The organism is Sphingomonas insulae, from assembly GCF_010450875.1.
Taxonomy (GTDB): Bacteria; Pseudomonadota; Alphaproteobacteria; order Sphingomonadales; family Sphingomonadaceae; genus Sphingomonas; species Sphingomonas insulae.
In genome coordinates this window covers 895,485-908,843 of sequence record NZ_CP048422.1, presented here as the reverse complement: position 1 = coordinate 908,843, position 13,359 = coordinate 895,485, and the positions used below count along the sequence as shown (strand labels likewise).

Below are 13,359 nucleotides of genomic sequence, written 5' to 3'. Positions count from 1 at the left end.
CCGCGATGCCGAACCAGGGCCGAACCAGGGCCGAACCGCCGCCGGACCCGCACCGGACCGACATCGCGATCTGGGCGGGGAAAGGCACGGGGCGGCAGCGGCGCCCCTCAGGCCCGGCTGCGACCAAGCTCCTCGCGCAACACGCGAACCAGGTCCGCTGCGGGCATCGACCGACACAGTGGCGCACCCTGCCCCGCCCATTGCGCACCGAAGCCATGCTCGCCCTGCGCCTTGGCCGCGGCGTGCAGAGCCTTCCCCGCGTCATAGGCGATGGGATAGGACGGCGGCAGCCGGTCCCCGACGCATGCGCTCAGCGCGGTGAAGCGATTGGCCAGCGCGCGCGCTGGCCGGCCGGAAATGAGCGATGTCAGGACCGTGTGATAGGCGCCGGGTCCCGACAGAGCCGCTCGATAGCCATCGTCGGCGGCCGATTCCGGGCATGCCACGAATGCGGTGCCGAGCTGCGCTGCGACGGCACCGAGATCGAGTGCGGCCGCGATGCCGGCGCCGTCCATGATCCCGCCTGCCGCAATCACCGGCAAGCCTGCCTTTCGCACCAGCAGCCGGGTCAGCGCGACCATGCCGAGGGCGTCGTCGGCGGCGGCGGTATCGAACACGCCGCGATGGCCGCCCGCCTCGATCCCCTGCGCGACCACGGCGTCGATTCCTGCCGCCTGGACGGTGCGTGCCTCGTCGAGGCTGGTCGCGGTCGCCATCAGGTAGATGCCCCGCGCCCGCAGCGCCGACAGCACGTCCGGCGATGGCAACCCGAAGTGGAAGCTGACCACCGGCGGCGCCAGATCCAGCAGCATCGCCAGCATCGCGGGGTCGTCGGCAAAGCTCGTGTAGATGGTCCTGAGCGCCGCTGGCGGTGGTGCGCCGAACCCCGCGAACACGGGGGCGAGCCAGTCCAGCCAGTCCGCCTCCCGGACGGGATCGGGGTCGGCACGGGCATGGACGAACAGATTGACGTTGAAAGCGCGGTGCGTGCGCCCGCGCAGCTCCTCGATCATCACGCATGCGCTGGCCGCGTCGGTCGCGCCCACCCCGATCGACCCGAGCCCTCCCGCCTCGGACACGGCGGCAGCCAGCAAGGGCGTGGCGACGCCCGCCATCGGCGCCTGGATCAGGGGCAGTTCCAGCCCGAGCTTTTCGATGAAGGACATACGTGCGCAGGATCCCGTCATGACCGATCGTCGGCTTATGACCGCGTCGGCACCCTAAGTGAACGGCGGCGTCCGGGCGAACCTCCTCCAACATCCGGTCTCCGGTCGTCATCTGCTTGTGGTCGACGAAACGTCCGGACATGTCGCTGTCCTACATCGTGTCGAACCGCTACACCTGTCGCCATGGCTACGCCCGTCTCCTCCCCGACCGCCCGCAGCGGGCATATCGGGGGATGCGTTTCCGGATGTGACGTACCGTCAACTTCGCCAACTTCCGGCAACATATCGCCCGGTCGCGACTCGGTTCGCCCGACGGCCGGTACCGAACGGCACGCATCGCGACGCCCGTACGATATTGCGCGGCGTATTATTAGCATGACACACTTGAACGGGGCCGTCCCAACCGGCACATTGCCCCAGACGATCGGGCGACAGCCTGTTGGAGGACGATGATGGCGACGACCGCGGATACCCTGAATGCGCAACCGGGGACTGCTCAACCGGACCTGGTGCTGACCCCGCCCGATCCGGTGCCGACGGTCGCCGCCGAACGCGCCGCGGGCCTCGTGCCGATCGACGAGGCGAAGAAGACGCAGCTCGAAACCCGTGTCGACACTTTCGTCGCGGAACTGGTCGCGCAGGACGTCAACAGTCCCGAATTCGGCAAGCGCGTCGATGCGATCACCGCGATGGGCGCAAAGGAAATCCGCGACGCGGCGGGACAGTCGAACCGGTTCCTCGATCGGCCGATCCGCGCCATGGACAAGGATAGCGGCGTCGGCGCCGATCTTGCCCAGCTGCGCCGGGTGATCGAGGACCTTGATCCCGGTCGCAAGGGCGCGCTGTCTGGCCCGAAGAAGATTTTCGGCATCATCCCGTTCGGGTCGAAGATGCGCGACTATTTCGACAGCTATCAATCGTCGCAGACGCACATCAGCTCGATCCTCAAGAACCTTGCCGGCGGCAAGGACGAACTGCTGATGGACAATGCCGCGATCGATACCGAACGTGCCAATCTGTGGTCGGCGATGGGCCGCCTGGAACAGATGATCCACCTCAGCAAGGCGATGGACGCCCGGCTGGAGGACAAGGCCAACGAACTCGACCACACCGATCCCGCCAAGGCGAAGGCGATCCGCGAGACCGCTCTGTTCTACACGCGCCAGCGCACGCAGGACCTGCTGACGCAGATGGCGGTGACGGTGCAGGGCTATCTGGCGCTCGACCTCGTCAAAAAGAACAACGTCGAACTGGTGAAGGGGGTCGACCGCGCATCCACCACCACCGTGTCCGCCCTGCGCACCGCGGTGACGGTGGCGCAGGCGCTGACCAACCAGAAGCTGGTGCTGGAATCGATCACCCAGCTCAACACAACGACCGCGAACATCATCGATTCGACCGGCAAGCTGCTGCGGTCCAATACCGCGGCGATCCACGAACAGGCCGCCGCCTCGACCATCCCGCTGGAAACGCTGCAACGCGCCTTCCAGAACATCTACGACACGATGGATGCGATCGACAGCTTCAAGCTGAAGGCGCTCGATTCGATGAAGACGACGGTCACCGCGCTCGGCAGCGAAGTCGAGAAATCGAGGGGCTATATCGCCCGGGCCGAAGGTGCCAGCCAGGGCGCGCTGAAGGGTCCCGGCGGCGACCAGTATCGCCTGGAATCGCTCTGATCCCATGACCGAGGTCGACCAGCAGATCGAACGCGCCCGCGCCGTGATGGCCCGGATCAGCGAGGACTATCGCGGGTCCGCAGGCGCGCAATATCGCGCGCACGGCAAGCGGCTGAAGCGCAAGGCGACCAGCGTCGGCACGCGGCTGGCGATGATCTGCGCGGTCAATGCGATCATCCTGATCGCGGCGGCGGTCGCGGGCATGGTCGTGCCGCTGGGGATGTTCGGTGGGCTGGCGGTGCTGTTGCTCATGGCGGCGGTGACGATCGGGATCGCCATCGCACCGGCCCCGCGTGCGCCCAGTGAAAAGGTGCTGCGCGAGGTCGACATCAAGTCCTTGCCCGCCAAGACCGAACGATGGCTCGACGCGCAGCGCCCCGCCCTGCCCGCCCCGGCGCGGGGGCTGGTCGACCAGATCGGCGTGCGACTGGAAACGCTGTCGCCGCAACTCGGCCGGCTGGACGGACGCGAGGAAGAGGCGTTCGAGGTCCGTCGCCTGATCGGCGAACAATTGCCCGCGTTCGTCAACGATTACGCCCGCGTGCCCGAACCGTTGCGCCGGGTGGAACGCAACGGCAAGACGCCCGACGCCGAACTGGTCGCCGGCCTGAAGCTGATCGAACAGGAAATCGCCGACATGACGGCGCGGCTGGCGCAGAACGATCTCGATAGCCTGTCCACCCGCGGCCGCTATCTCGAGATCAAATATCGCGACGATGCCGGTCGATGAAGCCGCTGGGCGGGCGCTCGTCGATGGCATCCGGTGGCCATGACGTCCGGTTCCGGGCTGCGCTCCGCCTTGTCCCGTCCTGTCGCCTGCGCCATATATTTTGCCCATGACGACTGATGATGATGCGCGGCAGGTGACCGGCGTTCCCGCGCAGGGCACGATCGACAGCGGCCACGACGATCCGATCGGCCGGCCCGGCCTGCGCCACTGGCGTGAAAGTACGATAACCCGTCCCGGACTCGACGATCGCGGCAGTGTGTTCTTCGCCGCGATCGAAATGACGCGGATGCCGATGATCCTGACCGACCCCAATCAGGACGACAATCCGATCGCCTTCGCCAACAAGGCGTTCCTCGACCTGACCGGCTACGAGGAAGAAGAGGTCCTGGGCCGCAACTGCCGCTTCCTGCAGGGCGCGCAGACCGACCGCAACAGCGTCGCCGACCTGCGCGATGCGGTCGCCGCGCGGCAGTCGATCGCGGTGGAACTGCTCAACTACCGCCGCGACGGATCGGCGTTCTGGAATGCCGTCTTCATCGGGCCGGTGTACGATACCGGCGGGAAGCTGCTGTATTTCTTCGCCAGTCAGCTCGACGTCACTCGCCGCCGCAACACCGAACAAAGCTACCGGCAGGCGCAGAAGATGGAATCGATCGGCCAGCTGACCGCCGGCCTTGCGCACGACTTCAACAATCTGCTGCAAGTGGTGAACGGCAACCTCGACCTGCTCGCTGCCGTCACGCACGACGACCGCACCAAGCGCTACGTCGCCGCCGCGCAATCCGCCGCCGAACGCGGTGCCAAGCTGACCCGGCAGCTGCTGGCCTTCGCCCGCAAGACCCGCCTCGAACCGCGGCCGGTCGATCTCAGCCACCTCATCACCGAATTCGGCGACGTGATGGAAAGCTCGATCAACAAGCGGGTGGACCTGCACCTCAGCCTCCGCCGCGGCCTGCCGCACGTCGTCATCGATCCCGACCAGCTCGAAATGGCGCTGCTCAACATCGTCAACAATGCGCGGGACGCGATGTCCGCTGGCGGGATGGTGACCATCTCGACCTTGCCGCTCAAGCTGACGGCGGACGACGCGCGCGATCTGGCACCGGGCGACTATGTGATGCTCGAAGTGCGCGACGAGGGCCCGGGGATGCCCGCCGACGTGCTGGAACGCGCGACCGAACCGTTCTTCACCACCAAGGGCGTCGGCCAGGGAACCGGTCTCGGGCTTGCCATGGCGAGCGGATTCGTTCGCCAGTCCGGCGGCCGGCTCGAAATCGACAGCGAACCGGGTCGTGGCACGGCGGTGAAGATGATCTTCCCGATCGCGCGCGCCGCCCTCGCCGCCGCCGCCGAGGAGCAGGCGGAACCGACGGCTGTCGCGCCGACGCCGCCCAGTGGTTACGTCGATCACGTCCTGATCGTCGAGGATAACGAGGAAGTGCTTGCAATCGCTAGTGAAATCCTCACCAGCGCCGGCTATCGCGTCACCACCGCCATCAGCGGCGAACAGGGCCTGAAGACGTTCGAGGCTGTGCATGACGACGATCACGTCGACCTGCTGTTCACCGACCTGGTGATGCCGGGCGGCATGAATGGCCTGATGCTGGCGGATGCTGTGATCGAGCGTGACCCGACGGTGTCGGTGCTGTTGACCACCGGATATAACGAGGAACTGGTGGTCAACGGCCCACGCAAGCGGGCTACCGATGTCCTCAGCAAGCCCTATCGGCGGTCCGAGCTGCTCGATCGGGTCCGTCAGGCGCTGAACCGGCGCGGCAGCGGTGGTCCCCGGCGACAGCGGTCGGATTTCGGCGCGGTGGAGGCATGATCGGATATGGTGGGCGCTGACGGGTTCGAACCGCCGACCTACTCGGTGTAAACGAGCCGCTCTACCAGCTGAGCTAAGCGCCCTCATACGGGAACGCAGCCACTGCCAAAGCACGGGGCGCTGCGCAAGGGGCAACCCGCGCTTCCGCGCTACATCTTGCGCACCGCCACCATATAGCCGCGCATCGCCTCGCTGGCCCGGGGCGACAGGGCCATGAACGCGCGGCGGCGGTCGACCGGATCGGGATGGCGGACGAACAGCGCCATCTCCGTCATCTTGGTGATCCACCGCAACGCCGTCGTCGGCGCGACGCCGGCGGCGATGCAAAGGCTCGACACGCTCACCCGCGTTCCTTCAAGCTCCGCCGCATACAGGTCCAGCAGCATCTCCCACGCCGGGTCCTCGAACAGGGCTTCGCCGCCGAACTGGCCGAAAAACACGCCGCGTTTCTGGCGGATCGCGATGAGCCGGCGTACCTCCTGCGCCCGGACCGACGTGGTGAAGGCGGGGGCACCGGGTTCGGCATCGTACCCCGGCCGGCGATCGGCGATCTCGCCGGTCGCCTGATGCACGTCGCGGCTGAGGTCGCTGACCAGCCGGGCGATTTCCGCCACCCGGTCGTTGAGCCGGGTCAGCGGTGGCCGGGGACCTTCCGCGCGATATCCGTCCCGGGCCGGTTCCTCGACGGTGCGGCCGAGATCGGCGTGCAACGTCGGGAGCGGCGGAGCGGCGGCGGCCCTAAGCGCGGCGACGCGTTCGTCCATGGTCGGCGCGCAGAGCAGCCTGACGTCGGGGCCGAGCAGATGACCGGCGACGAGGTCGATTTGGTCGGCGGTGATGGCGACGACCGCCGGTGCCACTGCCGCGACGATGAACTGTGCCAGGACCGGCAGGATTTCGTCCAGGCGATCATCCGCGATCCCGGCCGCTTCGATGACCAGGACCGGCCATCCGGCGATGCGTGGCAGCGTGTCCGCCGCCGCCGACCACGGGACGCGGCGGATCAGGCGGCCGCCGGCCTGGACGATCGCCGTATCGAACGGCCCCGCCGCATCGGCGATCAGCAGCATGGCGCTACCCCGCATGGCGTACGGACAGGTTGCCCCTGCCGTCGTCCCGCTTCCGTTGGCCATCGCGATCCCCATGGCCTGAGGATAGGCAACATGACCCGCGGATAGTATTGATTCACCTCCATTTCAGCGGCAACCCGACGACGCGAAACACGATCGTCGATGTAAAACCTCCAAAAGGGATGCATCAGACAATATCAGTCGAGCGACTTCACGATCTCCTCGACCATCTTCTTGGCATCGGCGAGCAGCATCATCGTGTTATCCATATAGAACACGTCGTTGTCGACGCCCGCATAACCGACACCGCCCATCGATCGCTTGATGAACAACACGGTCTTCGCCTTTTCGACATCGAGCACCGGCATGCCGTAGATCGGCGAGGTCTTGTCGGTCTTGGCGGCGGGATTGGTGACGTCGTTGGCGCCGATGACGAAGGCGACGTCGGTCTGCGCGAATTCGGAGTTGATGTCCTCCAGTTCGAACACCTCGTCATACGGCACGTTCGCCTCGGCGAGCAGCACGTTCATATGGCCGGGCATACGGCCGGCGACCGGATGGATCGCGTATTTCACGCGGACGCCATGATCCTTCAGCTTGTCGCCCATTTCGCGCAGGGCGTGCTGTGCCTGTGCGACCGCCATGCCGTAGCCGGGAACGATGATGACCTGTTCGGCCTGGCTCATGAGGAAGGCGGCATCCTCCGCCGAGCCGCGCTTCCACGGGCGATCGATCTTGGCCCCGTCGCCACCGCCGCCGCCGGTATCCGCACCGAAACCGCCCGCAATCACGCTGATGAAGCTGCGGTTCATCGCGCGGCACATGATATAGCTGAGGATCGCGCCCGACGAGCCGACCAGCGCGCCGGTGATGATCATCGCGCTGTTGTGGAGGGTGAAGCCCATCGCCGCGGCGGCCCAGCCCGAATAACTGTTCAGCATCGACACGACGACGGGCATGTCGGCGCCGCCGATCGGGATGATGAGCAGGAAGCCGATCGCGAAGCTGAGCAGCGTGATCGTCCAGAAGATCCAGGAGCTCTGATCCTGCGTGAACCAGGCGACCAGCAGCACGATCGCGGCGAGCACGGCGAGGTTGATGACGTGGCGACCGGGCAGCATGATCGGCTTGCCGCCCATGTTGCCGTTGAGCTTCAGGAAGGCGATGACGCTGCCGGAAAAGGTGATCGCGCCGATCGCGACGCCCAGCCCCATTTCGATCCGGCTGACCGGACGGATGACGGCGAAGGGGTCGCCGATCATTGGGATGACCATGTCGGCGATGCCGAAGGCGACGGGGTTGAGATAGGCGGCGCAGGCGACGAGCACGGCGGCGAGGCCGACGAGGCTGTGGAAGGCGGCGACCAGCTGCGGCATGTCGGTCATCGCGATACGCCGCGCCGTCGTCAGGCCGATGACCGCACCGATGCCGATGGCGGCGAGGATTTCGAGAATCGCGACGAGGTCGAGCCGTGCGAACAGCGGACCGGTCGACGAGATCACCCCCTCCGGCCCGGCGAGCACCAGACCCACCGCCTGCATCGGCACATGCGTCACCAGCGTCGTCACCACCGCGATGGTCATGCCGATCATGCCGAAGCGGTTGCCGCGCTGGCTCGACGTCGGCGACGACAGGCCACGCAGCGCCAGGATGAAGCACACCCCGGCGACCAGATAGGCGAGCGCCGCGAACGAGCTGCCGGTGCTTACATGTTCCATATTCCAGTCCCCCTCGTCACCCCGGCGTGAGCCGGGGTCCCGCTACCTTTCCCGCTGCCAGGCGGGACCCCGGCGCACGCCGGGGTGACGATCAGTGCTTCGCCGGCGCAGGCCGGTCCTTTTTCTTGTACATCGCGAGCATGCGGCTGGTGACCGCGAAGCCGCCGAAGATGTTGACGCTGGCGAGCACGACGCCGAGCAGCCCGAGCCATTTCGACGTCGATGCGCCCGGGGCGCTGCCGGCAGCGGCGCCTGCGATGAGCGCGCCGACGATGATGACCGACGAGATGGCGTTGGTCACCGCCATCAGCGGCGTATGCAGCGCCGGCGTCACCGACCAGACGACATAATATCCAACAAAGCAGGCCATGACGAAGATCGACAGGATCGCAACGAAGTCCATAGTCAGCTCCTCATCGACCGATCGGCGGAATACCGATACCTTCAAAGTTGGCGAAGTTTACGACACGCACCCCCCTGGTTTGCCATACCCGAAAATCGAACGCGTGGGCGCAGCGGTCTGGCGAGGGGAATGGTGCGATCATAGGCGGCAGGTTAGGCAGATCGGCGGCGTGTAGGACAGCCCCCGTCACGCGCCGAGCAACCGCGCGTTGACGATCTGGCCACCCCTGGTCAGGCGGACGGCGTCGCCGATCTCTTCGTCGAGCACCGGACGCCCGGCCTCCTTGTCCCAGAAGGTCGACAGGAAGTTGTACAGATTCCGGCCGAACAGCGCCGAGGCATCGGCGGGCAGGCGCGAGGCGACGTTGCGGTGGCCGACGATCTTGACGCCGTGCCGGACGACGATCTCGCCCGCGACCGCACCTTCGACGTTGCCGCCCTGTTCTACCGCGAGGTCGACGATGACGCTGCCCGGCTTCATGCTGGCGACCTGCGCATCGGTGATGAGGCGCGGTGCCGGACGGCCCGGAATCAGCGCGGTGGTGATGACGATATCCTGTTTGGCGATATGCGACGACACCAGTTCGGCCTGCGCCGCCTTGTATTCATCGCTCATCTCGCCGGCATAGCCGCCCGAGCCCTCGCCCTCGATCCCCTTCACGTTCTCGACGAAGATCGGCTTGGCGCCCAGCGACTGGATCTGCTCACGCGTGGCGGAGCGGACGTCGGTGGCCGACACCTGGGCACCCAGCCGGCGTGCGGTGGCGATCGCCTGCAACCCGGCGACACCGACACCCATAACGAAGGCCTTGGCAGCGCTGACCGTGCCGGCCGCGGTCATCATCATCGGAAAGGCGCGGCCGTATTCGGATGCGGCGTCGAGCACCGCCTTGTAGCCGGCGAGGTTGGATTGCGACGACAGGATGTCCATCGACTGCGCGCGGGTGATGCGCGGCATGAATTCCATCGCCAGCGCTTCGTAACCGCCGGCGGCATAGGCATCGACGCGGTCGCGCCCATTCGCTCCGGCCCCGAAGGGGTTGAGACCGGCGACGATCCATGCGCCGGCGGCGGTACCGGCCAGCCCGGCCGGATCGGGCCCCTGGACGCCAAGCACGATGTCGGCCCCCGCCAGCGTCGCCGCACGATCGCCGACGATGGCGCCGGCATCGCGATAGGCCTGGTCGGCGTAGGTGGCGGCTTCGCCCGCCCCCGCCTCGATGGCGACCTCTGCGCCCAGCGCGACGAATTTCCTGGCTGTTTCCGGCGTCGCGGCAACACGCCGCTCGCCGTCTGCATGTTCCTTGAGAACGGCGATCTTCATCTGAGCGACGCTTACGAGATCAGCCAGATCACCAGCGCAGCGATCACCGCGCAGGCGACCGTGCCCCACTTCATCATGCCCGTCACACTCGAATAGGTCGCCTCGTGCGCCTTCATGTCACCGTTGCCGGCCATCATCCAACCCCTGCTTGCCCGCGGCGCATGGCGCCTTTGCCCGATTACCTGCCCGCAAAGCTCCGCCCCCGTCAAGGCAGGCAAAGGCTGGTCGGGCTTAAGCCGGCCTTTACACCTCCATTGTATCACCTGCCCCAAACCGGGACGGGAAAATTTATGACGCGCAACGGGCAGCGCCTGCTTCTGCTGATCGACGACGAACCCGCACAGCGCCGATTGGTGTCGGCACTGGCGGCACGCGCGGGCTGGCGATCGATCTTCGCCGCCGAGGGCGAGATGGCATTGGCTCAACTGGGCACGCAGGACGGCATGCAGCTGGATGCGATCCTGCTCGACCATTGGGCGCCCGACGCCGATGCCGCGCCGCTGATCGCCGAATTGCGCGAACGCCGCCCGGCGCTGCCGATCCTGCTGCTGACCGCCAACGGTTCGGTCGCGCATGCCGTTGCCGCGATGCGGGCGGGGGCGACCGATTTCCTGGTCAAGCCGCTGGCCCCCGAACGCCTGCTCGCCGCGCTGGAGGCGGCGGTCGCGGGCACCGCGGCGGGGGAATTGCGGCCGCTGACCGAGAAGATCCCCGCCTTGCTCGCGTTCGACGAGATCGTCGGATCGTCGCCCGACTTCCGCGCCGCGCTGGCGATCGCGGCAAAGGCGGCGCGCGCGCGCGTGCCGGTGCTGGTCGAAGGCGAGAGCGGCGTCGGCAAGGAGGTGGTCGCCGATGCGATCCATGCCGCCAGCCCGCGGTCCAAGAAATCGATGGTCACCGTCAATTGCGGCGCGATCCCCGCCAACCTGGTCGAATCCGAGCTGTTCGGCCATGAGAAGGGCGCGTTCACCGGCGCATTCGAACGCAAGATCGGCCGCTTCGCCGACGCCGACGGCGGCACCATCCTGCTCGACGAGATCGGCGAGATGCCGCTGGAGACGCAGGTCAAGCTGCTGCGCGTGCTGCAATCCGGCGAAATCCAGCCGATCGGTGCCCGCCATGCCCGCGAGGTAGACGTGCGGGTGATCGCCGCGACCAACAAGAAATTGCTCGAGGAGGTCGAGGCGGGACGGTTCCGCGAAGACCTGTATTATCGGCTCAACGTGGTGCAGGTGACGATCCCGCCGCTGCGCGAACGGCTGGGTGACGTGCCGGCGCTTGCCCGCCACCTGCTGGCGCGGATCGCGCAGCAGCCGGGGCTTCGACCGCTGGGCATCACCGACGATGCGCTGGCGCTGCTGGTCCAATATGATTGGCCGGGCAACGTGCGCCAGTTGCAGAACGCGCTCTTCCGCGCGGCGGTGCTGTGCGAGGGTGCGGCGCTGACGCGGGCGGATTTCCCACAGATCGCAGCGCTGGGCGACCGGCGGACCGGGGTGATCGGATCGGCGAACATATCGGGCGGCGGCGTGACGCTGTTCCGGCCGGACGGGAACCTGCGCCCGCTGGAGGATATCGAGGCGGACGTCATCCGCCTGGCCATCGGTCACTATCGAGGGCGGATGACCGAGGTCGCGCGGCGGCTGGGGATCGGCCGGTCGACGCTGTACCGCAAGCTGGGCGAACTCGGCATCGACAACGCCGCCGCCTGAGTCTGAGCCTGAGCCTGAGCCTGAGCCTGCCCCGGAAACGCCTGCGTTGCCGGTCGGCGGTTCGGTGCCTAGGCTGAGGGCATGTCCTTCGCCGATCGCCACATCCTCGTCACCGGTGCCGCATCCGGCATCGGCCTTGCCACCGCGCACCACCTGGCCGCGGCCGGGGTCGCGCGGCTGGTGCTGGTCGACCGCGATGCGGCGGCGGTGGCGCGGATCGTCCTGCCGTGCACGCTCGACCTGCTGCCCGGCGATGTCGCCGACGAAGCGTTCTGGGATAGCGCGGCACCCTATCTGGTCGGCATCGACGGTGCCGTGGTCAATGCGGGCGTGGCGGGGGCCGGCGCGATCACCGACCTGGACTATGCGGAATGGCGGCGCATCCTGGGCGTCAACCTGGACGGGGCGTTCCTGACGCTGCGCGCGGCGATGCGGGCGATGACGACCGGCGGCGCGATCGTCGCCACCGCCTCCGCCGCGGGGATCAGGCCGGAGATCGGTGTCGCGGCCTATGGCGCATCAAAGGCCGGGCTGATCCATCTGGTCAAGGTCGCCGCCAAGGAAGGCGCCGCCAACCACATCCGCGTCAATGCGATCGCGCCCGCCGGGGTGGAAACGCCGGTGTGGGATGCGATCCCGATGTTCGCCGACCGCGTCGCCGCGATCGGTCGCGATGCCGCCTTTGCCGAACTGGCGGCGATGGCCACGCCGCTCGGCCGCTACGCCAAGCCCGAAGAGGTCGCGGCGCAGATCGCATTCCTGCTTTCCGATGCGGCGGCGCTCGTCACCGGTACCTGCCTGGTCAGCGACGGCGGCTATACGCTGTGATTACCACAGGACGCCCTTCACCGGCGTGACCGGGCCGGGTGCGGTGTCACCGATCGACTGGAGCAAATCGATCTCGATCGTGCGGCACATCGCGGTCAGGGGGACGTCGTGCACGGTGTTGGCGAAGGGATCGACGAGGTCGTCGCCGATCTGGAGCACGGCGAGGAACATCAGCCCGGCCACCGTCGAGCCGAGCGGCGTCGCGAAGCCCAGCGTCTCGACTAGCCCGATCGGCAGCAGGATGCAGAAGATGTGGGTGAACAGCGTCGGGAAGAAGCGATATTGATTGGGCAGCGGCGTGTTCTTCAGCCGCTCCATCCCCCCTTGCGCGTTGGCGATGTCGACCAGGGTCGATTCCATCCGCGACTGCTGGATGGTGTCGATCCAGCCGGCGCGACGCGCATCGTCGATCCGGCGACCGGTGCCGTCGAGCAACCCGTTGGCGATGTTGGTGCGGGCGAGCGCCGGCTCCGCCTCGCCGCGCGACAGATAGTGGAGCACCTGATCGTCGGTCGGCTGGCGGCGCAACTGGCAGCGCAGCGCGTTCACATAGGCGATCTGGCGCAGCACGATCGTGCGGCGCAGATCGTGCGCCTCGCCCACCGGCAGGAAGTTGCGCGCTTCACGGCTGAGGTTGCGCGAGGCGTTGATCATCGCACCCCACAGGACGCGCCCTTCCCACCAGCGCTGGTAGGCGGAATTGTCGCGGAAGCCGATCAGCAGCGCCAGCACCGTGCCGAACAGGGTCAGCGGCAACGACGGCGCCTTGAACGGCAATATGAAATAGGTGACGGTGACGACCACGTCCCAGATGAACAGGACGAGCAGCGGCTTCCAGACTTCGGAGACGATGCGGGTGAGGCGGGGCGTGGATGCAACGATCATAAGCGATCCTGATGGGG

The 13,359-nt window shown here is 67.2% G+C and carries 12 protein-coding genes and 1 tRNA gene; 5 read left to right on the top strand and 8 right to left on the bottom strand.

Going from position 1 to position 13,359, the window contains the following annotated elements; genetic code table 11:
• Positions 1–107 precede the first annotated feature (107 nt).
• On the bottom strand, positions 108–1,166 hold the full coding sequence (locus tag GTH33_RS05940) for an NAD(P)H-dependent flavin oxidoreductase (RefSeq protein ID WP_163957605.1): 1,059 nt from the start codon (positions 1,164–1,166) through the stop codon (positions 108–110).
• A 452-nt stretch (positions 1,167–1,618) separates the two neighbouring features.
• Here GTH33_RS05940 and GTH33_RS05935 point away from each other — a divergent pair, with 452 nt between their 5' ends.
• The 3 genes from GTH33_RS05935 to GTH33_RS05925 all read left to right on the top strand — a co-directional run bounded on the left by GTH33_RS05935 (position 1,619) and on the right by GTH33_RS05925 (position 5,403).
• Positions 1,619–2,845 carry a toxic anion resistance protein gene (locus tag GTH33_RS05935; protein ID WP_163959647.1) on the top strand — a complete coding sequence of 409 codons (1,227 nt, stop codon included), beginning with the start codon at positions 1,619–1,621 and terminating at the stop codon, positions 2,843–2,845.
• A 4-nt stretch (positions 2,846–2,849) separates the two neighbouring features.
• The gene (locus GTH33_RS05930; protein ID WP_163957603.1) at positions 2,850–3,575 is read left to right on the top strand and encodes a hypothetical protein; all 726 of its coding nucleotides are present in this window, start codon (positions 2,850–2,852) and stop codon (positions 3,573–3,575) included.
• A gap of 106 nt (positions 3,576–3,681) precedes the next feature.
• Positions 3,682–5,403: a histidine kinase famiy protein gene (locus tag GTH33_RS05925; protein ID WP_163957601.1), complete on the top strand. Its 1,722-nt coding sequence runs from the start codon at positions 3,682–3,684 to the stop codon at positions 5,401–5,403.
• A gap of 7 nt (positions 5,404–5,410) precedes the next feature.
• On the opposite strand, the gene GTH33_RS05920 is transcribed toward GTH33_RS05925, so the two are convergent.
• The 6 genes from GTH33_RS05920 to GTH33_RS05895 all read right to left on the bottom strand — a co-directional run bounded on the left by GTH33_RS05920 (position 5,411) and on the right by GTH33_RS05895 (position 10,054).
• Positions 5,411–5,486: transfer RNA gene (locus GTH33_RS05920), tRNA-Val, on the bottom strand.
• 66 nt (positions 5,487–5,552) lie between these two features.
• Positions 5,553–6,488 (bottom strand): MarR family winged helix-turn-helix transcriptional regulator, encoded by a 936-nt coding sequence (locus GTH33_RS05915; RefSeq protein ID WP_243848359.1) that lies wholly within the window; start codon positions 6,486–6,488, stop codon positions 5,553–5,555.
• 182 nt (positions 6,489–6,670) lie between these two features.
• Positions 6,671–8,191 (bottom strand): NAD(P)(+) transhydrogenase (Re/Si-specific) subunit beta, encoded by a 1,521-nt coding sequence (locus tag GTH33_RS05910; protein WP_163957597.1) that lies wholly within the window; start codon positions 8,189–8,191, stop codon positions 6,671–6,673.
• Positions 8,192–8,282: 91 nt separating this feature from the next.
• Positions 8,283–8,594: an NAD(P) transhydrogenase subunit alpha part 2 gene (locus tag GTH33_RS05905; protein WP_163957595.1), complete on the bottom strand. Its 312-nt coding sequence runs from the start codon at positions 8,592–8,594 to the stop codon at positions 8,283–8,285.
• A 186-nt stretch (positions 8,595–8,780) separates the two neighbouring features.
• The gene (locus tag GTH33_RS05900) at positions 8,781–9,917 is read right to left on the bottom strand and encodes an NAD(P) transhydrogenase subunit alpha (protein WP_163957592.1); all 1,137 of its coding nucleotides are present in this window, start codon (positions 9,915–9,917) and stop codon (positions 8,781–8,783) included.
• 11 nt (positions 9,918–9,928) lie between these two features.
• Positions 9,929–10,054 carry an aa3-type cytochrome c oxidase subunit IV gene (locus tag GTH33_RS05895; protein ID WP_249055008.1) on the bottom strand — a complete coding sequence of 42 codons (126 nt, stop codon included), beginning with the start codon at positions 10,052–10,054 and terminating at the stop codon, positions 9,929–9,931.
• A 153-nt stretch (positions 10,055–10,207) separates the two neighbouring features.
• On the opposite strand from GTH33_RS05895, the gene GTH33_RS05890 reads away from it, so the two are divergent.
• Positions 10,208–11,629 (top strand): sigma-54-dependent transcriptional regulator, encoded by a 1,422-nt coding sequence (locus tag GTH33_RS05890; protein ID WP_163957590.1) that lies wholly within the window; start codon positions 10,208–10,210, stop codon positions 11,627–11,629.
• An 81-nt stretch (positions 11,630–11,710) separates the two neighbouring features.
• Positions 11,711–12,457, top strand: coding sequence for an SDR family NAD(P)-dependent oxidoreductase (locus tag GTH33_RS05885; protein ID WP_163957588.1), 747 nt, complete (start codon positions 11,711–11,713; stop codon positions 12,455–12,457).
• Here GTH33_RS05885 and GTH33_RS05880 read toward each other — a convergent pair whose 3' ends face one another.
• Entirely contained in the window at positions 12,458–13,342 is an 885-nt protein-coding gene (locus GTH33_RS05880; RefSeq protein ID WP_163957586.1) for a bestrophin family protein, read from the bottom strand.
• Between the last annotated feature and the right edge of the window lie 17 nt (positions 13,343–13,359).

What these genes read in the sequence shown, in the direction of transcription:
- GTH33_RS05940 (WP_163957605.1), bottom strand. Translation starts at nt 1,166, where the DNA reads ATGTCCTTCATCGAAAAGCTCGGGCTGGAACTGCCCCTGATCCAGGCG.
- GTH33_RS05935 (WP_163959647.1), top strand. Translation starts at nt 1,619, where the DNA reads ATGGCGACGACCGCGGATACCCTGAATGCGCAACCGGGGACTGCTCAA.
- GTH33_RS05930 (WP_163957603.1), top strand. Translation starts at nt 2,850, where the DNA reads ATGACCGAGGTCGACCAGCAGATCGAACGCGCCCGCGCCGTGATGGCC.
- GTH33_RS05925 (WP_163957601.1), top strand. Translation starts at nt 3,682, where the DNA reads ATGACGACTGATGATGATGCGCGGCAGGTGACCGGCGTTCCCGCGCAG.
- GTH33_RS05915 (WP_243848359.1), bottom strand. Translation starts at nt 6,488, where the DNA reads ATGCGGGGTAGCGCCATGCTGCTGATCGCCGATGCGGCGGGGCCGTTC.
- GTH33_RS05910 (WP_163957597.1), bottom strand. Translation starts at nt 8,191, where the DNA reads ATGGAACATGTAAGCACCGGCAGCTCGTTCGCGGCGCTCGCCTATCTG.
- GTH33_RS05905 (WP_163957595.1), bottom strand. Translation starts at nt 8,594, where the DNA reads ATGGACTTCGTTGCGATCCTGTCGATCTTCGTCATGGCCTGCTTTGTT.
- GTH33_RS05900 (WP_163957592.1), bottom strand. Translation starts at nt 9,917, where the DNA reads ATGAAGATCGCCGTTCTCAAGGAACATGCAGACGGCGAGCGGCGTGTT.
- GTH33_RS05895 (WP_249055008.1), bottom strand. Translation starts at nt 10,054, where the DNA reads ATGATGGCCGGCAACGGTGACATGAAGGCGCACGAGGCGACCTATTCG.
- GTH33_RS05890 (WP_163957590.1), top strand. Translation starts at nt 10,208, where the DNA reads ATGACGCGCAACGGGCAGCGCCTGCTTCTGCTGATCGACGACGAACCC.
- GTH33_RS05885 (WP_163957588.1), top strand. Translation starts at nt 11,711, where the DNA reads ATGTCCTTCGCCGATCGCCACATCCTCGTCACCGGTGCCGCATCCGGC.
- GTH33_RS05880 (WP_163957586.1), bottom strand. Translation starts at nt 13,342, where the DNA reads ATGATCGTTGCATCCACGCCCCGCCTCACCCGCATCGTCTCCGAAGTC.